Origin of the sequence: Roseisolibacter sp. H3M3-2 (assembly GCF_029211165.1) — a bacterium.
GTDB lineage: Bacteria > Gemmatimonadota > Gemmatimonadetes > Gemmatimonadales > Gemmatimonadaceae > Roseisolibacter.
In genome coordinates, this window is the sequence record NZ_JARGEK010000041.1 from 1 (window position 1) to 20,521 (window position 20,521).

Annotated in this window: 24 protein-coding genes; 12 read left to right on the forward strand and 12 right to left on the reverse strand. The window is 75.5% G+C overall.

The genetic code is table 11. The features are described from left to right. The first annotated feature begins 78 nt into the window (after positions 1-78). Genes PYV61_RS05790 through PYV61_RS05805 form a run of 4 tightly spaced genes read left to right on the forward strand, consistent with a single transcriptional unit; the run spans position 79 to position 3,355 of the window. On the forward strand, positions 79-642 hold the full coding sequence (locus tag PYV61_RS05790; RefSeq protein WP_275829248.1) for an SRPBCC family protein: 564 nt from the start codon (positions 79-81) through the stop codon (positions 640-642). A gap of 19 nt (positions 643-661) precedes the next feature. Continuing rightward, positions 662-1,906: a beta-ketoacyl-ACP synthase II gene (fabF, locus tag PYV61_RS05795; protein WP_275829250.1), complete on the forward strand. Its 1,245-nt coding sequence runs from the start codon at positions 662-664 to the stop codon at positions 1,904-1,906. Then, positions 1,906-2,640, forward strand: coding sequence for an aquaporin (locus PYV61_RS05800; protein ID WP_275829251.1), 735 nt, complete (start codon positions 1,906-1,908; stop codon positions 2,638-2,640). The genes fabF and PYV61_RS05800 overlap by 1 nt, the downstream gene beginning before the upstream one ends. Before the next feature lie 58 nt (positions 2,641-2,698). Beyond that, complete coding sequence (locus tag PYV61_RS05805; RefSeq protein WP_275829254.1) at positions 2,699-3,355, forward strand: hypothetical protein; 657 nt, start codon at positions 2,699-2,701, stop codon at positions 3,353-3,355. A gap of 25 nt (positions 3,356-3,380) precedes the next feature. Here the strand turns inward: PYV61_RS05805 and PYV61_RS05810 are convergent, their stop codons facing one another. Further along, a complete protein-coding gene (locus tag PYV61_RS05810) occupies positions 3,381-3,956 on the reverse strand; it encodes an inorganic diphosphatase (protein ID WP_275829256.1) in 576 nt (191 codons plus the stop codon). 122 nt (positions 3,957-4,078) lie between these two features. Between PYV61_RS05810 and PYV61_RS05815 the strand changes: the two genes are divergently transcribed. After that, positions 4,079-4,627 carry a hypothetical protein gene (locus tag PYV61_RS05815; protein ID WP_275829258.1) on the forward strand — a complete coding sequence of 183 codons (549 nt, stop codon included), beginning with the start codon at positions 4,079-4,081 and terminating at the stop codon, positions 4,625-4,627. A gap of 69 nt (positions 4,628-4,696) precedes the next feature. On the opposite strand, the gene PYV61_RS05820 is transcribed toward PYV61_RS05815, so the two are convergent. The 4 genes from PYV61_RS05820 to ccmA are packed head-to-tail and all read right to left on the reverse strand — an operon-like array spanning position 4,697 to position 7,018. After that, positions 4,697-4,828, reverse strand: a complete 132-nt coding sequence (locus tag PYV61_RS05820) for a hypothetical protein (protein ID WP_275829260.1) — start codon at positions 4,826-4,828, stop codon at positions 4,697-4,699. Then, on the reverse strand, positions 4,828-5,553 hold the full coding sequence (gene ccsA / locus PYV61_RS05825) for a cytochrome c biogenesis protein CcsA (protein WP_275829263.1): 726 nt from the start codon (positions 5,551-5,553) through the stop codon (positions 4,828-4,830). Before ccsA ends, PYV61_RS05820 begins: the two co-directional genes overlap by 1 nt. Beyond that, positions 5,553-6,269, reverse strand: coding sequence for a heme exporter protein CcmB (locus PYV61_RS05830; protein WP_275829265.1), 717 nt, complete (start codon positions 6,267-6,269; stop codon positions 5,553-5,555). Before PYV61_RS05830 ends, ccsA begins: the two co-directional genes overlap by 1 nt. Continuing rightward, positions 6,266-7,018: a heme ABC exporter ATP-binding protein CcmA gene (ccmA, locus tag PYV61_RS05835; RefSeq protein WP_275829267.1), complete on the reverse strand. Its 753-nt coding sequence runs from the start codon at positions 7,016-7,018 to the stop codon at positions 6,266-6,268. The genes PYV61_RS05830 and ccmA overlap by 4 nt, the downstream gene beginning before the upstream one ends. Before the next feature lie 210 nt (positions 7,019-7,228). Between ccmA and PYV61_RS05840 the strand changes: the two genes are divergently transcribed. Further along, complete coding sequence (locus PYV61_RS05840) at positions 7,229-8,650, forward strand: FAD-binding oxidoreductase (protein WP_275829269.1); 1,422 nt, start codon at positions 7,229-7,231, stop codon at positions 8,648-8,650. 16 nt (positions 8,651-8,666) lie between these two features. On the opposite strand, the gene PYV61_RS05845 is transcribed toward PYV61_RS05840, so the two are convergent. Continuing rightward, positions 8,667-10,277 (reverse strand): MFS transporter, encoded by a 1,611-nt coding sequence (locus PYV61_RS05845; RefSeq protein ID WP_275829271.1) that lies wholly within the window; start codon positions 10,275-10,277, stop codon positions 8,667-8,669. A 101-nt stretch (positions 10,278-10,378) separates the two neighbouring features. Between PYV61_RS05845 and acs the strand changes: the two genes are divergently transcribed. Then, positions 10,379-12,340 (forward strand): acetate--CoA ligase, encoded by a 1,962-nt coding sequence (acs, locus tag PYV61_RS05850; protein WP_275829274.1) that lies wholly within the window; start codon positions 10,379-10,381, stop codon positions 12,338-12,340. Between the two features lie 121 nt (positions 12,341-12,461). Beyond that, the gene (locus tag PYV61_RS05855) at positions 12,462-12,875 is read left to right on the forward strand and encodes a hypothetical protein (RefSeq protein ID WP_275829276.1); all 414 of its coding nucleotides are present in this window, start codon (positions 12,462-12,464) and stop codon (positions 12,873-12,875) included. Positions 12,876-12,930: 55 nt separating this feature from the next. On the opposite strand, the gene PYV61_RS05860 is transcribed toward PYV61_RS05855, so the two are convergent. Together PYV61_RS05860 and PYV61_RS05865 are read right to left on the reverse strand one after the other, a co-directional pair. Next, positions 12,931-13,668 (reverse strand): thioredoxin domain-containing protein, encoded by a 738-nt coding sequence (locus PYV61_RS05860; RefSeq protein ID WP_275829278.1) that lies wholly within the window; start codon positions 13,666-13,668, stop codon positions 12,931-12,933. Then, positions 13,665-13,970 carry a hypothetical protein gene (locus PYV61_RS05865; protein ID WP_275829280.1) on the reverse strand — a complete coding sequence of 102 codons (306 nt, stop codon included), beginning with the start codon at positions 13,968-13,970 and terminating at the stop codon, positions 13,665-13,667. The genes PYV61_RS05860 and PYV61_RS05865 overlap by 4 nt, the downstream gene beginning before the upstream one ends. Before the next feature lie 219 nt (positions 13,971-14,189). Between PYV61_RS05865 and PYV61_RS05870 the strand changes: the two genes are divergently transcribed. Beyond that, positions 14,190-15,077, forward strand: a complete 888-nt coding sequence (locus tag PYV61_RS05870; RefSeq protein WP_275829282.1) for an alpha/beta hydrolase — start codon at positions 14,190-14,192, stop codon at positions 15,075-15,077. Positions 15,078-15,166: 89 nt separating this feature from the next. After that, positions 15,167-15,451: a hypothetical protein gene (locus PYV61_RS05875; RefSeq protein WP_275829284.1), complete on the forward strand. Its 285-nt coding sequence runs from the start codon at positions 15,167-15,169 to the stop codon at positions 15,449-15,451. 64 nt (positions 15,452-15,515) lie between these two features. Here the strand turns inward: PYV61_RS05875 and PYV61_RS05880 are convergent, their stop codons facing one another. Further along, positions 15,516-15,998 carry a hypothetical protein gene (locus PYV61_RS05880; protein ID WP_275829286.1) on the reverse strand — a complete coding sequence of 161 codons (483 nt, stop codon included), beginning with the start codon at positions 15,996-15,998 and terminating at the stop codon, positions 15,516-15,518. A gap of 4 nt (positions 15,999-16,002) precedes the next feature. Beyond that, a complete protein-coding gene (locus PYV61_RS05885) occupies positions 16,003-16,557 on the reverse strand; it encodes a CDP-alcohol phosphatidyltransferase family protein (RefSeq protein ID WP_275829288.1) in 555 nt (184 codons plus the stop codon). Between the two features lie 117 nt (positions 16,558-16,674). Between PYV61_RS05885 and PYV61_RS05890 the strand changes: the two genes are divergently transcribed. Together PYV61_RS05890 and PYV61_RS05895 are read left to right on the forward strand one after the other, a co-directional pair. After that, a complete protein-coding gene (locus PYV61_RS05890; protein WP_275829290.1) occupies positions 16,675-17,058 on the forward strand; it encodes an S-adenosylmethionine decarboxylase in 384 nt (127 codons plus the stop codon). Beyond that, positions 17,051-18,742, forward strand: a complete 1,692-nt coding sequence (locus tag PYV61_RS05895; RefSeq protein WP_275829292.1) for a hypothetical protein — start codon at positions 17,051-17,053, stop codon at positions 18,740-18,742. Before PYV61_RS05890 ends, PYV61_RS05895 begins: the two co-directional genes overlap by 8 nt. Before the next feature lie 66 nt (positions 18,743-18,808). Here the strand turns inward: PYV61_RS05895 and PYV61_RS05900 are convergent, their stop codons facing one another. Then, positions 18,809-19,150, reverse strand: a complete 342-nt coding sequence (locus tag PYV61_RS05900) for a hypothetical protein (protein ID WP_275829294.1) — start codon at positions 19,148-19,150, stop codon at positions 18,809-18,811. Between the two features lie 73 nt (positions 19,151-19,223). Next, positions 19,224-20,521: pitrilysin family protein (locus PYV61_RS05905; protein ID WP_275829296.1), on the reverse strand; the 1,298-nt coding region annotated here is incomplete at its 5' end.

The window sequence follows — 20,521 nt, forward strand, 5'->3', positions numbered from 1 at the left end:
CGAGCCCGCCGCCCGGCGCGCGGCCGACGCCGCGCCCCCCACTGCCGGGGCGCCGCGCGCCGCCGCACCTTTGCTCCCATGACCGCGCCGACCGACCGCAGCGACCGCAGCGACCGCAGCGACCGCGCGCGCCGCCCGTACGAGCTGGGCTCGATGCCGGCGACGCGCTCCATGATGACCGTCGACGAGGCGGTCGTCGCGGCGCCGATGGCGCGCATCTTCGAGCTCGCGCGCGACGTCGAGCGGTGGCCCGAGCACCTGCCGCACTACCGGTTCGTGAAATTCCGCGTGCGCACGCGCGACGGCGGGGGGCTGGTCGAGATGTCGGCCAACCGCCCCTTCGGCTCGCTCAACTGGCCCACCTGGTGGCTGTCGCAGATGTCGGTCGACGAGCGCGCGCCGACGGTGCGCTACCGCCACGTCGACGGCATCACCGCCGGGATGGACGTCGCCTGGACCTTCGAGCGCGCCGCGCCGGGGGACGACGCGCGGACGCGCGTCCGCATCGTGCACGTGTGGGACGGGCCGCGCTGGCCGCTCATCGGCACGGCGGCGGCGGTGGCCGTCATCGGCCCCGTGTTCGTGCACGGCATCGCCTCGCGCACCCTCGCCGGCCTCGCGAAGGTCGCCGAGGGGCGCTGACCCACCCTACGGAGCACCCATGCATTCCCGCCGTCGCGTCGTCGTCACCGGCATCGGCGCCGTCACCCCGATCGGCGTCGGCGCCGACGGCCTGTGGGAGGGGCTGCGCGCCGAGCGCAGCGCCGTCTCGCCCATCACGCGCTTCGACGCGTCCCCCTGGCGCACGCAGATCGCCGCGCAGGTGGAGGGGTTCCACCCCGAGGACCACATCGAGGCCAAGAAGGCCAAGCGGCTCGACCGCTTCAGCCAGTTCGCCGTCGTCGCCGCGCAGCAGGCGCTCGCCGACGCGCGGCTCGACCTCGCCCGCGAGGACCGCGAGCGCGTCGGCGCCATGATGGGGAGCGCGCTCGGCGGCGTCGGCTACGCCGAGTCGCAGATCCACGAGTTCCTCCTCGGCGGCTCCAAGGGGATCAACCCGATGCTCGCGCTCACCGTCTTCGCCGGCGCGGCCAGCTGCAACATCGCCATCGAGCTGGGGGTGCAGGGCCCCAACTCGACCAACGCGATGAGCTGCGCCTCGGGGACCATCGCCGTCGGCGACGCCTTCCGGCAGATCCGCGACGGCTACGCCGACGTGATGCTCGCCGGCGGCTCGGAGGCGCCGCTGCACCCGCTGTGCTTCGGCGCGTTTTCCGTGATCCGCGCCATGAGCACGCGCAACGACGACCCGTCGCGCGCCTCGCGCCCGTTCGACCGCACGCGCGACGGCTTCGTGATGGGCGAGGGGGGCGCGGTGCTGGTGCTGGAGGAGCGCGGCCGCGCCATCGCCCGCGGCGCGCCGATCTACGCCGAGGTCGAGGGGTTCGGGGTGAGCAACGACGCGCACCACATGACCGCGCCGCGCCCCGACGGGCGGCAGGCCGCGCGCGCCATCCGCCTCGCGCTCGCCGACGCCCACCGCGCGCCGCACGAGGTGCAGTACGTCAACGCGCACGGCTCGTCGACGCCGCTCAACGACCCCACCGAGACGTCGGCGCTCAAGCAGGTGTTCGACGACCACGCGCCGCGCCTCGCGGTCAGCAGCACCAAGGGGTACTACGGGCACGCGCTCGGCGCCTCGGGGGCGTTCGAGGCCGCGATCACGGCGCTCGCGCTCGCGCGCGGCTGGCTGCCGCCGACGGTCAACCTGTCGGAGCCCGACGCGTCGTGCGACCTCGACTACCTGCCGCGCACCGGGCGCGCGGCGCAGGCAGACGTCGCGATGTCCAACAGCTTCGGCTTCGGCGGCATCAACGCCAGCCTCGTGCTGCGGCGGGCCGACTGATGCGCGACGCCCTGCGGCACCTCGTCGCCGAGTTCCTCGGCATCTTCGCCGTCGTCTTCCTCGGCGGCGGCGCGATCCTGATGGCGCAGCAGGGCGCGGGCAACCTGCTGACCGTGGCGCTGGCGCACGGCGTCGTCTACGCCGCGCTCGTGTCGGCGACGCTGCGCGTGTCGGGGCACTTCAACCCGGCGGTGACGCTCGGCTTCCTCGTCACGCGGCGCATCCAGCCGATGATGGCGGCGCTGTACGTGGTGGCGCAGCTGGTGGGCGCGATGGCCGCCGCCTACGCGCTCAAGGGGACCTTCCCGGAGGAGGCGTTCGCCGGCGCGCGCGGCAGCACGCAGTCGATCGCGCTGGCCGTCGAGGGGGGGCAGGCGTTCCTGCTGGAGGCGATCGCGACCTTCTTCCTCGTCTTCACCCTCTTCGGGACGGCGGTCGACCCGCAGGCGCCCAAGCTCGGCGGGCTGGCGGTCGGGCTCGTGGTGGTCGCCGACCTGCTGGCCATCGCGCCGCTCACCGGCGGCTCGCTGAACCCGGCGCGCTCGTTCGGGCCGGCGGTGGCGGCGGGGATCTACGAGGGGCAGCTGATCTTCTGGACGGGGCCGATCGTCGGCGGGATCGTCGCGGCGGTGCTGTACGACCAGCTCTTCCTCCCGCGCGGGCCCGAGGAGCCGGGGAGCGGCGCGGTGCAGCCGGTCCAGGGACGGCGGGCGCGGCGGGAGCACGCGGTCTGATCGCGGCCCCGGCCGCCCCGGCCGACACTCCCGCCCCGCCGCCCACGTAGGAGGCGCCATGAGCCACCCCGCCGCCCCCGCCCCGACCGCCGCCCTCGCGCACGCCCGCGAGGGGGCGATCCGCCTGCTGACCGACCGCTACGCCGACGACACGCTGTCGACGGGCGAGTTCGAGTCGCGGCTCGACCTCCTCTACGCGACCGAGACGCCGGCGGCGGTCTCCGCCCTCACGGCCGACCTCGTCGCCACGCGGGCCGTCGCGGCGGCCCGGCCGGCGGCGCCCGCCCCGGCGCCGCTCCCCGCCCGTCCGAGCGGCGACCACGTCTTCTGCCTGTTCGCCGAGCGGCGCCTCGAGGGGCGGTGGGCGCCCGGGCCGTGGCTGGAGGTGACCGCGGCGTTCGCGGAGGTGACGCTCGACCTCCGCCAGGCCGACCTGGGGGCGGGGTGCGAGTTCGAGGTGCACGCGCTCTTCGCCAGCGTGCGGGTGCTCCTGCCGCCCGACGCCACGCTCGACCTGCAGGTCGGCGCGGTCATGGGGAGCGTGGTGGACGACACCACCCTGGCGCTCGGCGCCGGCCCGCGGGTGAAGCTCCGCGGCATGTCGGCGATGGCCGAGGTGACGGTGCGGCGCACGCCGACCGAGCTGCCGCCGGACGCGCCGTTCAAGCTGGTGTGGCGCGAGGCCCGGCGCGCCGCGAAGCGGGCGCGCCGGTAGCCCTCAGCGCCCGATCAGCGCCGGCTCAGCGCGCGAGGACGGGGGCGGCCGCCTCGGGGGCGGGGCCGCGCACGCCGTACTTCGCCTCGTAGCGCGCGATCGACTCGCCGATCAGGCGCATGGCGCTGTCGCTCTTCTCCCACCCGAGGATCTCGACGCGCTTCCCCTCGAGGTCCTTGTAGATGTGGAAGAAGTGCTCGACCTCCTTCAGGTAGTGCCCCGGGAGGTCGGCGATGTCGAAGTACTCCTGGTGATGCGGGTCGTGCATCGGCACCGCCAGGATCTTGTCGTCCGGCTCCCCCTTGTCGAGCATGCGCAGGACGCCGATCGGGCGCGCGTCGATGTGGCACCCCGGGAAGGTCGGCTCCTGGATGCGGACCAGGATGTCCATCGGGTCGCCGTCCTCGTGCAGCGTGCGCGGGATGAACCCGTAGTCGCCGGGGTAGTGCACGGCGGAGTACAGGACGCGGTCGAGGCGCAGCAGCCCCGTGTCCTTGCACAGCTCGTACTTGTTGCGGCTCTTCGCCGGGATCTCGATGATCGCCGTGACCTGGTCGGGCGGGTGGGTCCCGGGCGAGAGGTCGTGCCATGGATTGAGCATCCGCCCAATCTAGCCGGGCCGTCATGGGGCGGCAGCCGGCGACACCCGGGACGCAACCCTTCCGTAGGGCTGGGGTGTCACATCGGTCGGAGTCGCCCGCCGCACCCCCCGGATCCGTCCCCATGCGCCGTCGCGCCCCCACAGTCCTCGCCGCCCTCGCCCTGCTGGCCGCCGCGCCCCTGCTGGCCCGGCCGGCCGCGGGGCAGCCGAGCGTGGTCCCGCTGGTCGAGCCCGAGGAGGAGGCGTCGGCGCTGGTGCCGCGGCTCCCGATGTCGCGGGCGACCGAGAAGCTCGTGAGCGTGGACGGCGCCTCGGCCGTCATCCTCACCCCCGACGCCCTGCTCCTGCAGCTCACCGACGACGGCGTCGCGCAGGCCGCCCGCGCCCCCGTCCCGCCGCCCCGCCAGCCGCGGGTGGCGCGCTTCCTGGCGTCGTTCTTCGGCGCCTTCGCGCGCTCGTCGCCGGACCACGCGGTGCGCTGCGACCTGTCGCGCGTGGCCGACGTCCGCGTCGGCTTCGACGGCCGCCTCGTCCTCACCGGCAACGACGGCCGCGAGATCCGCATCACCGGCCCGCACGGCCGCCGCGACCGCTTCGACCCCACCGAGGCGCGCACGTTCGCCGCCCGCGTGAAGGCCGCCGCCAACGCACGCCGGTCGCTGCACGACTGAGCAACTGCCAGGAGAACGGATGAGACGGATCCGATCGGATCCGTCTCATCCGTTCTCCTGGCTTTTTGATCAGCGACTGGTCTCGTCGAGCGCCTTGCGGACCCGCGCGCGCCGGCGCATGAGCAGCAGCGCGTAGCCCGCGTACAGCACGCCGATGACGGCGTACGCGGCCTGGAAGTAGACCCCGTTGTCCGGCGGCATCAGCCCTCCCCCTCCAGGCGGCGCGAGAGCAGCTCGCGGTCGGCGGCGTAGCGCACCCGCGCCCGCAGCAGCGCGAAGAACAGCACCACCGTCGCCGCGAACGCGATCCCCAGCGTCGACAGCATCTCGGGCGGCAGCGAGGGCGCGCTCGGCTTCAGCACGATCGCCTTCGGGTGCAGCGTGCGGAACAGGTTGACGCTCAGGTGGATGAACGGCACGAGCAGCACCGCCAGCAGCCCGAGCACCGCCGAGAACCGCGCGCGCTGCCCGCGGTCCTCGAGCGCGCCGCGCATGATCAGGTAGCCGAGCACCACAAACCAGAGGAAGAGCGTCAGCGTCAGCCGCGCGTCCCAGGTCCACCACGTCCCCCACACCGGCTTCCCCCACAGCGGGCCGGTGACCAGCACCGCCGTCAGGAAGACCAGGCTCACCTCGGCCGCGCTCTCCGCCACCCGGTCCAGCCGCTCGTCGCGCAGCCAGAGGTACATCGCGCTGCACACCGCGACGATCGGGAGCCCGACGTACAGCCCGACCGTCGCCGCCGGCACGTGGACGTAGAAGATCTTCTGCGCCGGCCCCTGCATCAGCTCGACCGGCGTGAACCAGATCGCGCGGACCAGCGCGCCGAGCACGCCCAGGAGCGCGAGCGGGAGGAACAGGTCGCGGCCGCGCGCGGGGGGCGCGACGGGGGCCTCGGAGAGGGAGGGGCGCGCCGCGGCGGCCATCAGTCCTCGAGCGTGAACGGGAAGGCGAGCGTGCAGGCGACGACGAAGATCACGTCGAACGCCCCCAGCATTCTAAGCAGCCCGGCCATCTCGGCCATCGGCCGCCCCGCCAGCAGGCGCGCCGTGGCCATCGCCGCCGGCGTCACCACCGGCACGAAGAACGGGAGGGCCAGCATCGGCAGCAGCAGCTCGGCGAGGCGCGTGTTCCCCGTCATCGCGCTGAACAGCGTCCCGACGGCCACCAGCCCGACCGCGGCCAGCGCCGCGACCAGCAGGATGCCGAGCAGCACCCCGCCGCCGACCGGCAGGTCGTAGAACAGCGCCACCGCCGGGATCGCGACGATCTGGACGGCCGCCACGAACGCGAGGTTCGCCAACGCCTTGCCGAGGAAGAGCGCCTCGCGGCTCACCGGCGCCGCCAGCAGCCCGTCCATCGCGCGGTCCGCGTGCTCGACGCCGAACGAGCGGTGCAGCCCGAGCAGCCCGCTGAACACGAAGATCACCCACAGCACGCCCGGCGCGAGGTCGATCGGCGCGACCGCCGTCGGGTCGGACGAGAAGCGGAAGATCACGACCGCGATCAGCGCGAACACGACCGCGGCCAGGAAGGCGCTGCGCGTGCGGAACTCGATCAGCAGGTCCTTCCGCGCCACCAGCCAGGCGGTGGCGAGCACGCCCGGGACGGCGAGCGGCGGCGACGCGGCCGGGGCGGTCATCCGACCCCGAACAGCGCGCGGTACTCCGCGGCGAAGGCCACGTCCTCGACCGCCGCGCGCGGGCGGTCGAGCACGAAGGCGCCGTCGCGCATCACCGCCACCCGCGTCGCCAGCGCGAGCCCCTCGACCAGGTTGTGCGTCACCAGCACCAGCGCCGCCCCCGCCGCCTTGAGCGTCGTGAGGGCCCCGGTGAGCGCGCGCGCGCCGGCGTCGTCGAGCCCCGTGAACGGCTCGTCGAGCAGCACCACGCGCGGGTCGTGCACCATCGCGCGGGCGATCGAGACGCGCTGCTGCAGCCCGCGGCTCAGCCGCCGCACCGGGGTGTCGGCGCGCTCCAGCACGCGCATCCGCTCGAGCGAGGCCCGCGCCGCCCCCTCGGGGTCGGCCACGCCGTAGAGCCGCGCCGCGAACGCCACGTTCTCCTGCGCGGTCAGCGCCGCGTACAGCATCGCGTGGTGGCTGATCAGCCCCACGCGCGCGCGCACCGCCTCGTCCTTCGCGATCGGGCGCCCGTCGACGCGCGCCTCGCCCGCGGTCGGGGACAGCAGCCCGGCGAGCATGCGCAGCGTGGTCGTCTTCCCCGCCCCGTTGGGCCCGAAGAGCGCCAGGCACTCGCCCGGCGCGAGGGCGAAGCTCACCCCGTCCACCGCGCGCCGCGGGCCGAACGCTCGGCGCAGCCCGTCCGCCTCGAGCGCGGGCGGCGGGGCGGGCGCCGCCGCGGGGGCGTGCAGCTCGGAAGGGGCGGCCACGGAAGGCACCACGGAAGGCACCCCGGAATCGTAGCGTCCCCGGCAGGGTGCGGGAACCGCGCCCCCGCGGCGCGTGCGACGCCACAGCCTGCTTGACGCGGCCGTCCGGCCGCCCGACACTGGCGCGTGCCGCTGCGGCCCAGCCGCGGGGCACCGGCCCAGCGCGGGCCGGGGCGCGCCCGACGGCGGCCGCCCACCCGGAGGTGACGCATGGGCGTCAGCATCCCCCGCTCCGAGGCGCGCCCGCTCGCGCCCGCGGCGGACGTGGTCGAGGAGCTCCGCGCCGGCCTGCGCGGGGCGCTCCTCACGCCGGAGTCGCCGGAGTACGACCGCGCCCGCGCGGTCTGGAACGGGATGATCGACCGCCACCCGGGGCTGATCGTGCGCGCCCTGGGCGCCGCCGACGTCGCGCACGCGGTGCGCGTCGCGGCGCGGCACCGCCTCACCCTCGCCGTGCGCGGCGGCGGGCACAACATCGCCGGCAACGCGCTCTGCGACGGCGGCTTGGTGATCGACACGTCGGCAATGCGCGGCGTGCGCGTCGACCCGGAGCGCCGCACCGCGCGCGTCGACGCCGGCGCGCTGCTCGGCGACTTCGACCGCGAGGCGCAGGCGTTCGGTCTCGCCACGCCGCTCGGCATCAACTCGACCACCGGCGTCGCCGGGCTCACCCTCGGCGGCGGCTACGGGTGGCTGTCGCGCCTCCACGGGTTGACGGTCGACAACCTGCTGAGCGTCGACGTGGTCACCGCCGACGGCGTGCTGCGCCGCGCCAGCGAGGCCGAGCACCCCGACCTGTTCTGGGCGCTGCGCGGGGGCGGCGGCAACTTCGGCGTCGTCACGTCGTTCGAGTACGCGCTGCACCCGGTCGGGCCGACGGTGATCGCCGGGCTGCTCGTGCACCCGTTCGACGACGCGCGCGCGCTGCTGCGGCGCTACCGCGAGGCCGCCGCCGCCGCGCCCGACGCCCTCGCCGCCTGGGTCGTGCTGCGCAAGGCGCCGCCGCTGCCGGCCCTCCCCGCCGAGGTGCACGGGCGCGAGGTGGTGGTGATCGCCGCCTGCTGGGCCGGCGCGCACGCCGACGCGGAGGCGGCGCTCCGGCCGCTGCGCGCCATCGGCCGGCCGCACGCGGACCTCGTCGGCCCCGCGCCGTACGCCGCGTTCCAGACCGCGTTCGACCCGCTGATGGGCGCGGGCGCGCGCAACTACTGGAAGTCGCACAACTTCCCCGCGCTCCCCGACCCGCTGATCGAGGTGCTGGTCTCCGCGGCGTCCGACCTCCCCGGCCCGCAGACCGACATCGCGATCGCGCAGCTCGGCGGCGCCGTCGCGCGCCGCCCCGAGTCGGCCACCGCCTACGCGGGGCGCCGCACCGCCTACACGCTCAACGTCCACGGGCGCTGGGACCGGCCCGAGGACGACGACCGCTTCGTCGAGTGGGCGCGCGGCGTGTACCGCGACACCGCGCCGTTCGCCGGCGACGGCGCGTACGTCAACTTCATGACGCACGACGAGGGGGAGCGCGTCGCCGCGGCCTACGGCGCCAATTTCGCGCGGCTGGCCGAGGTGAAGCGGCGCTACGACCCGGACAACCTCTTCCGCGTCAACCAGAACATCCGCCCGGCGTCGTGACGCCGGCGGCCCCGGCTCAGTGCCGGATGTCGGCGTCCTTCGACTCCTTCACGAAGATCGCGCCGACCACGAGGGTGAGCGTCGCGAAGCCGATCGGGTACCAGAGGCCGGAGTACATGTCGCCGGTCGCGGCCACGATGGCGAACGCGGTGGTCGGCAGGAAGCCGCCGAACCACCCGTTGCCGATGTGGTAGGGGAGCGACATCGACGTGTAGCGGATGCGCGTGGGGAAGAACTCGACCAGCATCGCCGCGATCGGCCCGTACACCATCGTCACGTAGAGCACGAGCACGAACAGGATCGCCACGACCATCGGGGTGTTGATGCGCGCGGGGTCGGCGCTCGCGGGGTAGCCGGCGTCCCGCAGCGCCGCCGTCAGCGTCCCCTCGAACCCCGCGTCGCCGGCCGCCACCTCGGCGGCGCCGACGCGCACCCGCGCCGGCGCCCCCGCCGGCGCGGGCTCGTTGGCGTACGGCACCCCCGCGCGCACCAGCGCCGACTTGGCCACGTCGCACCCCGACACGAAGCGGCTCGTCCCGACCGGGTTGAACTGGAACGAGCACTCCGCCGGGTCGGCCACCACGCGCACCGGCGCCGTCTCGCGCGCCGCCTCCAGCGCCGGGTTGGCGTAGTGCGTGAGCGCGCGGAAGAGCGGGAAGTAGGTGAGCGCCGCCAGCGCGCACCCGGCGAGGATGATCGGCTTGCGCCCCACGCGGTCGGACAGCGCCCCCATCACGATGAAGAACGGGGTGCCGAGCAGCAGCGCCGCCGCGATCATCAGGTTCGCCGGCTGCGGGTCGACCTTGAGCACCTGCGTCAGGAAGAACAGCGCGTAGAACTGCCCGGTGTACCACACCACCGCCTGCCCGATCACGAGCCCGAACAGCGCGATCAGCACGACCCTGAGGTTCGCCCAGTTGCCGAACGACTCGCGCAGCGGCGCCTTGGAGGCGCGCCCCTCCGCCTTCATCGCGCGGAAGAGCGGCGACTCGTCGAGGCGGGTGCGGATCCACACGCTCACCCCGAGCAGCACGAGCGACACGAGGAAGGGGATGCGCCACCCCCAGGCCTCGAACGCCTCGGTGCCGAGCGCCACGCGGCAGGCCAGGATCACGAGCAGCGACAGGAAGAGGCCGAGCGTCGCCGTCGTCTGGATCCACGCCGTGTAGCGCCCGCGCCGGCCGTGCGGCGAGTGCTCGGCGACGTACGTCGCGGCGCCGCCGTACTCCCCGCCGAGCGCGAGCCCCTGCACCAGCCGCAGCGCGACCAGGACGATCGGCGCCGCGATCCCGATCTGCGCGTAGGTGGGGAGCACGCCGACCACGAAGGTCGAGAGCCCCATCAGCAGGATCGTGACGAGGAAGGTGTACTTGCGCCCCACCAGGTCGCCGATCCGCCCGAACACCATCGCGCCGAACGGGCGCACCGCGAACCCCGCGGCGAACGCCAGCAGCGCGAAGATGAACGCGGCCGTCGGGTTCACCCCCGAGAAGAACTGGCGCGAGATGATCGACGCCAGCGACCCGTAGAGGTAGAAGTCGTACCACTCGAACACGGTGCCGAGCGACGACGCCAGGATGACGCCGCGGACGCCGGGCGCCTCGGCGGGGGACTCGGGGAGGGGCACGGGCCGGGGCGGCGGGTGGGCGTTCGGGGTGACACCGCGGAAGCGCGCGCTAATCTTCAGCCGGTGCGCAGGAATCCGCACCCCTCCGACCCCGTCCGGCCATGTCCGATTTCGAAGTCCTGCTGAAGGAAGACCGCCTCTTCAAGACGGCCGAGCACTTCCGCGCCGACGCCCTGGTCAGCGACCAGCGGCTGCACGAGGAGGGGCGCGACCCCGAGGCGTTCTGGGCCCGCATGGCCGGCGAGCTGGCGTGGATGAAGCCCTGGGACCGGGTGCTCGACTGGCGGCCGCCGCACGCCCGCTGGTTCGAGGGGGGGAAGCTCAACGCGTCGGTGAGCTGCGTCGACCGGCACGCCCGGGGGCCGCGGCGCAACAAGGCCGCGATCGTCTTCGAGGGGGAGCCGGGCGACCGCCGCACGCTGACCTACTGGGACCTCTACCGCGAGGTCAACCAGTTCGCGCTGGTCCTCGACCGCCTCGGCGTGAAGAAGGGGGACCGCGTCGCGATCTACCTGCCGATGATCCCCGAGGCGGCGATCGCGATGCTCGCCTGCGCGCGCGTCGGCGCGATCCACTCGGTGGTGTTCGGCGGCTTCTCGCCCGAGTCGCTGCGCGACCGCATCAACGACGCGCAGTGCAAGCTGCTCATCACCGCCGACGGCGGCTACCGCCGCGGGCAGATCGTGCCCCTCAAGCGCAACGCCGACAAGGCGCTGGAGCAGTGCCCGTCGATCGAGCACGTGGTCGTCGTGCAGCGCCGCGCCGGCGCCACCAGCGACGAGGCGTTCGCCGAGATCAAGGAGGGGCGCGACCACTGGTGGCACCGCCTCATGCGCGACGCGCGCGGCGTGCGCGAGCCCGAGTCGATGGACGCCGAGGACGTGCTGTTCGTGCTCTACACGTCGGGGAGCACCGGGAAGCCGAAGGGGATCGTGCACACGACCGGCGGCTACCTCACCGGCGCCGCGGCCACCATGAAGTACGTCTTCGACCTCAAGGAGGACGACGTCTACTGGTGCACCGCCGACATCGGGTGGGTGACGGGGCACTCGTACATCGTCTACGGGCCGCTCGCCAACGGCGCCACCTGCGTGATGTACGAGGGCGCCCCCGACTGGCCCGACAAGGACCGCTTCTGGTCGATCTGCGAGCGCTACGGCGTCACGATCTTCTACACCGCGCCCACGGCGATCCGCGCCTTCATGAAGTGGGGCGAGGACTACCCGGCCGCCCACGACCTGTCGCAGCTCCGCCTGCTCGGCTCCGTGGGCGAGCCGATCAACCCCGAGGCGTGGGTGTGGTACCACCGGAACATCGGGCGCGAGCGCTGCCCGATCGTCGACACGTGGTGGCAGACCGAGACCGGCGCGATCATGATCACGCCGCTCCCCGGCGCCGTCGACACGAAGCCCGGCTCGGCGACGCTCCCCTTCCCCGGCATCTCGGCGACGCTGCTCGATTCGCAGGGGGAGGAGGTGAAGGTCGGCGGCGGGCTGCTGGCGATCACGAAGCCGTGGCCGTCGATGCTGCGTACCATCTGGGGCGACGACCAGCGCTACGTCGACACCTACTTCTCGAAGTGGCCGGGGCGCCCCGACCTGTACTTCGCCGGCGACGGCGCGCGCCGCGACGAGGACGGCTACTTCTGGATCCTCGGGCGCGTCGACGACGTGCTGAACGTCGCCGGGCACCGCATCGGGACGATGGAGGTCGAGAGCGCCCTGGTGGACCACCCCGCGGTCGCCGAGGCGGCGGTCGTGGGCCGGACGCACGACCTCAAGGGGCAGGCGATCGCGGCGTTCGTGACGCTGCGCGCCGGCTACCAGCAGAGCGGGACGCTGCGCGACGAGCTGCGCGAGCACGTGGCCGAGAAGATCGGCCCGATCGCCAAGCCCGACGACATCCTGTTCAGCGCCGACCTCCCGAAGACCCGGTCGGGGAAGATCATGCGCCGGCTGCTGCGCGACATCGCCGAGGGGCGGGCGCTGGGGGACACGACGACGCTGGCCGACCCGGGGGTGGTGGCGTCGCTCAAGGAGCAGTACGAGTCGCAGGAAGGATGACAGTCCCGGGTGACCCCGGTCACCCGGGGTCGCTCGGCGCGGGCACGCGCCATGCCCCCTGACCGGGCGGCCAGTGTATCTTGCGGCGTCCCCGCGCCGCACCGCCGTCACCCGACCCGCCATGCTCGGCAAGCTCTTCCCCGAGTCGATCTTCTCCCGCAAGCTGGCGCCCGCCGCGGAGCGCCGGCTGCGCCTCGCGCAGGCGCGGGCCGAGGAGTCGATCGTGCGCGCGCACGTGGACAACGCGCTGATGTTCATGGACACGCTGGCCGAGGACCTCCCCTTCGACCGCGCGATCGACACCTACATCCGCGTGATGGGGATCCCGGAGCCGCTGGCGAGCACGGTCGCCACGCGCGCCCTGGTGGTGCTCGGGCAGGACCTGGTTCCCTACCGCCGCCGGCAGCGGAGCGACGGGCCGTCGCCCGCGGCCGCCGGGTCCCAGGCGGCGTCCGACGGCGCGGGGGAGGACCCGGGGAAGCCGCGGCTGCGGCTGGACGACGCCGCCGAGGCGCGCCGCCGCCGCCGGGCCTGAGAACGAAACAGGGCCCCGTCCGAGGACGGGGCCCTGCTCGCGTCCGGGGGGCGCGTTACTGCCCGGCCGGGGCGGCGGGGGCGGGCGTCGCGGGCGCCGCGGCACCGGCCGTCGCGCGCGCCGAGTCGACCAGCGCCTTGATCACGTCGAACGGCTGGGCGCCCTGCACCTGGCGGTTGCCGACGATGAACGTCGGCGTCGAGCGCACCTGCGCGCGCTCGGCGGCCTGCGCGTGCGCCGCGACGCGGTCGACGTACTTGCGGCCGTCGTAGCACTGGTCCCACGACGTCAGGTCGACGCCGACGGCCTGCGCGTAGCCGCGGAGCACCGACTTCGGGTTGTCGGTGGCGAACGAGTTCCACTCGTTCTGGCCGGCGAAGATGCGGTCGTGCATCTCCCAGAACTTCCCCTGCTCGTCGGCGCAGGCGGCGGCGAGCGACGCCGCCGGGCTGTTGCGGTGCGAGCCGTTGACCGGGAAGAGGTAGACGCGGTAGCGCGCCTGCCCGGTCTCGACGAGCCGCTTGATGACGTCGGGCTCGGTGACGGTGGCGAACTGGCCGCACCCCGGGCACTCGAAGTCGGCGTACTCGACGATCTCGACCGGCGCGGCGGAGTCGCCGCGGACGTAGCCCGGGACGTCGGCGGCGACGGCCGGCGCGGTGGGAAGCGTCACCACGCCCGCGTTCGGGTCGCGCTGGGTCGCCCAGAGGATCGCGGCCAGCCCGGCGACGCCGACGCCGAGGAGGGCGAGGTAGAACCCTTTCCGCGACTGCTTGCCGCGGGCGTTCTTCACGACGTCCGGTCGTCCTCCGCGTCCGGCGTCCATTCGCTTCGCTGCCATGTGGGGCTGTCCTGGGCTTCGAGGGCCTGCTGCACGATGCGCCGGCTCTCCGCCACCTCGGGGGTGTCGTAGGTCGCGCGCACCTCGTAGTGGAAAAGCTCGCTGCGCACGTCGCCGAGCAGCCGCATGAGGTTCCCCGCGTTGCGGAGCAGCTCCCCCCTGGCGTGCAGGTCGGTGATCTGCTGCGCGAGCGCGAGGAGCAGCGCCTCGAGGTTGCGGGCGCGTCCGGCGTCGTAGGTCTGGTCGTCCGACATGCGGCATCCCTGCACGTGCGGGGTGTGCCGGAGGGGAAGGTACGCAGGCGGGCGCCCTCCGGCGACTGCTCGGGCCGTCGCGGCCCGGACGCCGTCCGGGGGGTGGACGGCGCCGGCGCCCCGCCGGTCACGCGGGCGCGACTCGTGCCACCGGCGCCCGCGCCGGGTTAGCTTCTCGCCCGTCCGGTCGTACCCCACCGACTCCAGCGGTTTCCCTACGTGCGCGCCGACCACCTCCGCCTCCCCGTGGGCCCGGGCTCGCTGCACGCCGAGCGCTTCGGCCACGGCGGGACGCCGATCGTCCTCGTCCACGGCTTCGGGACCTGCACCTTCCTCTGGCGGGAGGTGGCGCCCCAGCTGGCGGTCGCGCGGCACACCGTGGTCGCCATCGACCTGCTCGGGCACGGGGAGTCCGACCGGCCGATCGAGGCCGACTTCGGCGTGGCGGCGCAGGCCGAGTACCTCGACCGCGCGCTCACGGTGCTCCGGCTGGCGCGGGCGGTGGTGGTCGGGGTCGACGTCGGGGGAGGGGTGGCGCTGCGGCTGGCGGCCACGCGCCCGGACCGGGTCGCCGGCCTCGTGCTGGTGAACCCCGTCGCGTTCGAGCACATGCCGGGGAAGGACGTGCGGACGCTGCAGCGCAACACGGCGCGGGTGGCGTTCCGGCTCACGCGCGGGATGTTCGCGGCGGCCCCCCTGCTCACCCCGGTGCTGCGCGGCTCGGTGGCCGACCCGCGGCGGATGCCGGAGCGGCTGGTGGCGCGCTACCTGGCCCCCTTCGTCGGGCGCGACGGCGTGAACCACCTGCTCGACCTGGCGCGCTCGCTCCGCACGGAGGAGGTCGACGAGATCGACCTGGCGTGCGTCGGGGCGCCGACGCTGGTGGTGTGGGGGGAGGCGGACCCGTGGACCCCCGCCGAGGTCCCCTCGCGGCTGCTGCAGGCGGTGCCGCAGTGCCGGCTGGAGCGTCTCCCCGGGGTCGGGCGGCTGGTGCCGGAGGAGGCGCCCGACGCGCTGGCGTCGTTGATCCTCGCGCACGCCTCGCGGGTAGAAGGAGGGGTCGCCGCCGGCGCGGGCGGCCGGCACGCGGCCGGCGACTTGCGCTAGGCGACGCGGCCATCGCGCCGCTAGGAATCGGAGGGGAGTTCGATTACCTTTCCTTGTCTGCAAATCGAATCGACCAGCAGCTGGAATTCATGACCCGAGTGAAGAACAACGCGAATCGCGGACGACGGGAAGTCGCGGTCCCGACGCCGTTTGAGGAAGCCCGCGACGAGCTGTTCCAGCACATCATGTCCTGCGGCGTGATCGGCAGCGTGCCCGAGGATCAGACGGAGTGGTTCAACGCCACCATGGCGTACATGACGGACCGCTACCCCGAGATCCCCGCGGAGAAGCTGCAGGAGCTCCGGACGCTCGGCGAGCGCTTCGCCCAGCCCCCGAAGCGCCAGACGCCGACGTCGGCCGCCTCCGCGGCCTGACACCGCACCGACACCACGCCCCCGCCCAGCGGGGGCGTTCGTGTTTCCCGCCCTCCTCGCGCCGTCAGCGCCGCTGGGGGCGGGCGCGCCGCAGCACCAGCGCCACCCGCGCGCCCCCGCCGAGGCCCACCTCGACCGCCGGCGCGACCCCGCCCCGCGGGCGCCCCTCCGCGCCGAGCTGCGCCACCAGCTGCCAGGCGGGGGCGCCGCCGCGACGGACCGCCGCGGCCAGGCCGCCGCCGGCGTAGATCCCGCGGCGCGACTGCCGGAGCGGGTCGATGTGGAAGCGGGCGAGCGCCTCGAGCCGTCCCGCCGCGACCGCGCCGCCGCCCGGGGCGCGCACGACGCCGCCCAGCGCGACCACGCCCAGCCGCGCGTACAGGCCGGCGTCGCCGAACAGCCCGGCGCCGGCCAGCACTCCCCCGTCGCGCGCGACGATGCCGTCGACGCGCGCCTCGGCCGCCTGCGCGCGCGCGGCGGCCGGCGCGAGCAGCGCGTACGTCGCGACGGCCGCCGCGAGGGCCGCCGGGCGGGCCGTCAGCCGCACGCGGTCACGGCTTGAGCGCGCGGTCGCGCTCCCGCCACAGCAGGAGCGTGTAGTCGACCGTCGCCGCCACGGAGAGCACGCCGATCAGCACGACCAGCGCGTCGAGGAGCCCCGGCCAGACCAGCGCCGCGAGCAGCGCCGCCAGCTGGAGCGCCGTGACGACCTTGCCGAGCGGGCGGGCGCGGAAGGCGACGGGGCGCAGCCAGGCCACCAGCCGCGCGACGACGAAGCCGATCGCGGTCAGCAGGTCGCGGAACAGCAGCACCACGTACTGCAGCCAGGTGAGCTGCCCCTGCGCCAGCAGCGACGTCACCGCGGCGAGCACGAAGGCGCGGTCGGCCAGCGGGTCGATGAGCGCGCCCCAGCGCGAGACCGCGTTGCGGCGGCGCGCCAGCCAGCCGTCGAGGAAGTCGGTGAGCGACGCGACGCCGACGAGGGCGATGCGCTCGCCGTTGCCGCTGGAGGCGATGAAGCCGGCGGCCAGCAGCACCCGCGACATCGACACGACGTTCGGCAGCGTCCAGAGGGCGGTGCTCGGGGGCGTCGCGGCGGGGGCCATGGGGTCAAGGTAGCGCGCCCCCGCGGGCCGGCCAACGGCGCGCGCCCGGCGGCAGGCGCCCGGCGGCCCTCCGCGCCGCCCCTTGTTCGCCCCCCGGGCGCCGGCCTATCGTCCGCCGTGCCCGACGCCCCCTCGCCCGCCGCGCCCCCGGCGCCCTTCACGCACGTCGCCGCCGACTTCCTCGGCGTGCCAGCGGCGCAGCTGCGCGACGCGGCGCTGATCGGCGGGCTGCTGGTGGCCGCCGCGGGCGCGGTCGGGCTGGCGGCGCGGGCCGCGCCGTCGGTGCGCGCGCTGCGCCGCGACGGGGTCGCGGCGCTGCACCTGCTCGAGGGGTGCCACATCGCGGTGCAGACCTTCCCGCGCGAGGAGCTGCTGCTCCTCGACCTGCTGGTGCGCGGGCCGGCCGACGCTGGGGCGCGCGGCACGCAGCGGGCGGTGGACGTGTTCGCGCGCCGCCTGGCGGCGCGCGCGGTGCACACCCAGCAGCGCCCCCGTGGCTGACCTCCTGCCGTCCGCCCTGCAGGCGGCGGCGCTCGAGGTCGCCGCGCTGCAGGCGCTGGCGCCGCTCGGCGTCCCGCTCGACGCGGCGCTCGACGCGCTCCCCTTCCCCCGCGAGTGGCGCACGTGGCCAGCGGTCGCCTGGCTGACGGCGGTGCTCGTGGTGCTCGGGTGGGACATCGTGTACGCCGGGCGCATCGCGCGGCTGCGGCGCGCGCCGCGCCCGCTGGCCGCGCTGAGCGCGGCGTGCGGGCTGCTCGTGGCGCCGGCGCTGGTGGCGCACGTCGCCGGCAGCTCGCTGTACGGCGGGCGCGCGGTGAACGGGATCGCCTGGCTCTGGCCGCTGACGACCACGCTGTTCGTCGCGCAGGCGGCGTTCGCGACCTGGCGCCGCTTCGTCACGCCGTTCGTCGGCGTGCCGCTGCTCGCGTGGGACCTGCTCACGTGCGCCGCCGCGTGGGCGCGCTTCGCCGTCGAGCGCACGGGGGAGGCGCCCCTGGGGCTGCTCGCGCTGTCGGCGGCGCAGGCGACGGTGCACGGCGCGGCGATCTCGCGCGCCGCGCTGCTGTCGCCGCTCGCGGTGCAGCTGCCGCTGCTCGTCCCCGCGTACCCCGCGCGCTGGCGCATCACGCGCACGGTGCGCGCGCTGCTGGCGGTGAGCACCATCTTCGCCGCCGGCGTGCTGGCGCTGGAGATCCCGCGCGGCGTCGGCACGGTCCGGTCGTACCAGGAGTGGGCGTCGGAGCGGCTGAGCGAGCGCCCGCGCGGCGACTTCGTCGTCGGCGCCGCGCTCCTGCCGCCGCTCGGCGGGCCGCCGCCCACGGTCGCGACGCGGTGGGACCTGCCGCTGGTCGACTCGCTCGACGTCGGCGCGGTGCGCGTGACGCTGCGCGGCGGCGCGCTGACCTTCGGCGCGCTCGACTCGCTGCGGCGCACGCTCGACCAGGCGCGCGGCGACAGCCTGCGGCTGGTGGTGACGCTGGCCTACGACCGCGCGGACGCCGCCGCGCGCCGCGTCGAACCCTCCCGCTGGGACGCGCGGCGGCTGGCGCTGGTCGAGCGCGCGGCGCGCGCGCGGCGCCCCGACGTCATCCTCCCCGCCGGCGCGCCGTACGCGGGCGAGACGACGGACGCGCTGGGCGCGCTCCCCCCCGACCACTGGCGGCGGTGGCTCGCGCAGGCCGCGGCGCGCGTGCACGCGGTGAACCCGAACATCCGCGTCGGCGTCGCGGCCGCCGCGTACGACGCCGCCGACAGCACGCTCTACGCGTGGGCGGCGCGCCGCGACGCGCCGCTCGACGTCGTCGGCTTCCACGTCGAGCCGTCGTTCTCGGGCGGCGCCGGGGTCGACGCGCGGCTGCGCGCCGCCGACCGGTGGATGCGCGCCGCCGCCCGCGCGCGCGAGGGCGCGCCGCCGGCCGGCGGCCGCCCCGCCGCCGCGAAGCCGCACTGGGTGTTCGACGTCCACGGCTTCCCCGCCGTGCACGGCGACGCGAGCCAGGAGCGCGCGGTGTGGCACACCCTCGCCTGGGCGACGGCGAACCCCGACGTCGACGGCGTGATCGTCGGCGAGTCGGGCGACTACGCGCGCATGACCGGGCTGCGTGCGGCGTCGGGCCGGACGCGGCGCGCCGTCACGGCGATGAACCGGGCGACGCGGGCGCTGCGGGAGGCGGTGGTGCCGTGACGGCACTGCGGGCGGCGGGCTGCGGATTCAACACCCGCAGCCCGCAGCCCGCAGCCCGCACTGCCGTCAGGAGGACGCCCCGAGCTCCTCGGTCGCCCGGTCGATCCGCCGCACGTAGTCCCGCACCCCCTCGTCGTCTCGCCGCGTCGGCAGCACCAGGCGCGGGTCGTCGGGCTGCGTGCTGTCGGGGGAGTTGGTCATCCGGTCGCCGCCGAGGGCGGAGACGGCGTTCTCGAAGCGCTCCACGGCCTCGACGAGGGCGGCGAGGTCGAGCGCGGCCTCCTCCCCGGTGACGCGGACGCCGCGCTGGCGGAGCTGCGAGTACGCCATGTCGGCGGCGTGGTCGCGCTCCTCCTGGCGGTGCGGGTTGAGCTCCTGCTGGCGCTCCTCGAACGGCGGGCGGGACATCGGACGACCTCCGGGGATGGATGACGACGGGACGCCCCACCCCCGTTCACATTCGGTGCCGCCCGGCGCGGACTCAGCCGGTCCCGCGGATCACGCCCTCCACCACGCGCGCCGGGTCGAACCACCGCTCGGCCAGCGCGCGGATCGCCGCCGGCGTCACCGCACGCACGCGCGCCTCGAAGGTCGCCAGCGCGCCGAGCCCCTCGCCGATCAGCCAGGCGTCGACCATGTCGCCGAGCACCGCGCCCCCGCCCTGCCGCGCGATGGCGTGGGTGCCGAGCGCGTAGACCTGCGCCCGCTCCAGCTCCTCGGCGGTGACCGGCTCGTCGCGCAGGCGCGCGAACTCGGCGAGCAGCCCGGCGCGCGCCTCGTCCTCCTGCGTCGGGCCGGTGGCGATGTACGCGCCGAACGCGCCGGCGAGCCGGCGCGGCGCGGCGAACGCGTGCACCGTGTAGGCGAGCGAGCGGCGGTCGCGCAGCTCGTCGAAGAAGCGCCCCCCGAGCCCGCTCGCGATCCCGGCCAGCAGCTGCGCCGCCATCCGCTCCGGGTCGGTGCGCGACGGCCCCGGGAAGAGCAGCGCCAGCGCCGTCTGCTTCTTGGCGCGCGTCTCGGCGCGCGACGAGCCCTCGGCGGGCCAGGCGGGGGACGCGACGGCGGCCGTGGCGCGCATCTCGAGCGCGTCGAACTCGCGCGCCGCCAGCGCGTCCAGCTCCGCGTGCGCGGCGTCGCCGCCGACGGCCAGCACCAGCTCCCCGGCGCGCGCGCGCTCGCGGTGCCACGCGCGGGCGCGCGCCGCGTCGAGCGCCGTCAGCGACGCCTCCGTGCCGCCGACCGGGCGCCCGTACGGGTGCCCCGCGAACGCGCTCTCGGTGGCGAGGCGCATCGGCCAGCGGTACATGTCGTCGCGCTGCTGCTTCAGCTCCTGCAGCGCGGCCGCGCGCTCGGTCGCGAACGCCGTGTCCGGAAAGACGGGGTGCTGCACGACGTCGGCGAGCAGCGCGGCGGCGGCGGCGGCGTTGGCGGCGGGGACGGAGATCCCCCAGCCGAAGCTCTCGCCGCCGACGCTCGCGCCGACGCTCCCGCCGAGCGTCTCGGCGGCCGCCGCGATCTCGGCGGCGGTGCGGCGCTCGGTCCCCTTCACGCTCGTCTGCGCCATCAGCAGCGTGAGCCCCGCCTCGTCGTCGCGCTCCTCGATCGCGCCGCCGCGCGCGTACGCGCCGAGGTGCACGATGCGGCTCCCCTCCTTGCGCGCGACCAGCACCGGGACGCCGCGCGCGGTGCGGAAGACGTGCAGGAACGCCACCTCGCGCTCGGCGCGCGGCGCGCCCGCGCGCGCCGCGGGCGCGGGGAGCGCCGGCCGTGCACGCGGGC

Excerpts from the sequence above, each read along its gene's own strand:
- PYV61_RS05800 (WP_275829251.1), top strand. The coding sequence starts at position 1,906 with ATGCGCGACGCCCTGCGGCACCTCGTCGCCGAGTTCCTCGGCATCTTC.
- PYV61_RS05885 (WP_275829288.1), bottom strand. The coding sequence starts at position 16,557 with ATGGCCCCCGCCGCGACGCCCCCGAGCACCGCCCTCTGGACGCTGCCG.
- ccsA (WP_275829263.1), bottom strand. The coding sequence starts at position 5,553 with ATGGCCGCCGCGGCGCGCCCCTCCCTCTCCGAGGCCCCCGTCGCGCCC.
- acs (WP_275829274.1), top strand. The coding sequence starts at position 10,379 with ATGTCCGATTTCGAAGTCCTGCTGAAGGAAGACCGCCTCTTCAAGACG.
- PYV61_RS05855 (WP_275829276.1), top strand. The coding sequence starts at position 12,462 with ATGCTCGGCAAGCTCTTCCCCGAGTCGATCTTCTCCCGCAAGCTGGCG.
- PYV61_RS05810 (WP_275829256.1), bottom strand. The coding sequence starts at position 3,956 with ATGCTCAATCCATGGCACGACCTCTCGCCCGGGACCCACCCGCCCGAC.
- PYV61_RS05830 (WP_275829265.1), bottom strand. The coding sequence starts at position 6,269 with ATGACCGCCCCGGCCGCGTCGCCGCCGCTCGCCGTCCCGGGCGTGCTC.
- PYV61_RS05805 (WP_275829254.1), top strand. The coding sequence starts at position 2,699 with ATGAGCCACCCCGCCGCCCCCGCCCCGACCGCCGCCCTCGCGCACGCC.
- PYV61_RS05865 (WP_275829280.1), bottom strand. The coding sequence starts at position 13,970 with ATGTCGGACGACCAGACCTACGACGCCGGACGCGCCCGCAACCTCGAG.
- PYV61_RS05875 (WP_275829284.1), top strand. The coding sequence starts at position 15,167 with ATGACCCGAGTGAAGAACAACGCGAATCGCGGACGACGGGAAGTCGCG.
- PYV61_RS05815 (WP_275829258.1), top strand. The coding sequence starts at position 4,079 with ATGCGCCGTCGCGCCCCCACAGTCCTCGCCGCCCTCGCCCTGCTGGCC.
- PYV61_RS05840 (WP_275829269.1), top strand. The coding sequence starts at position 7,229 with ATGGGCGTCAGCATCCCCCGCTCCGAGGCGCGCCCGCTCGCGCCCGCG.
- PYV61_RS05790 (WP_275829248.1), top strand. The coding sequence starts at position 79 with ATGACCGCGCCGACCGACCGCAGCGACCGCAGCGACCGCAGCGACCGC.
- PYV61_RS05820 (WP_275829260.1), bottom strand. The coding sequence starts at position 4,828 with ATGCCGCCGGACAACGGGGTCTACTTCCAGGCCGCGTACGCCGTCATC.
- PYV61_RS05900 (WP_275829294.1), bottom strand. The coding sequence starts at position 19,150 with ATGTCCCGCCCGCCGTTCGAGGAGCGCCAGCAGGAGCTCAACCCGCAC.
- fabF (WP_275829250.1), top strand. The coding sequence starts at position 662 with ATGCATTCCCGCCGTCGCGTCGTCGTCACCGGCATCGGCGCCGTCACC.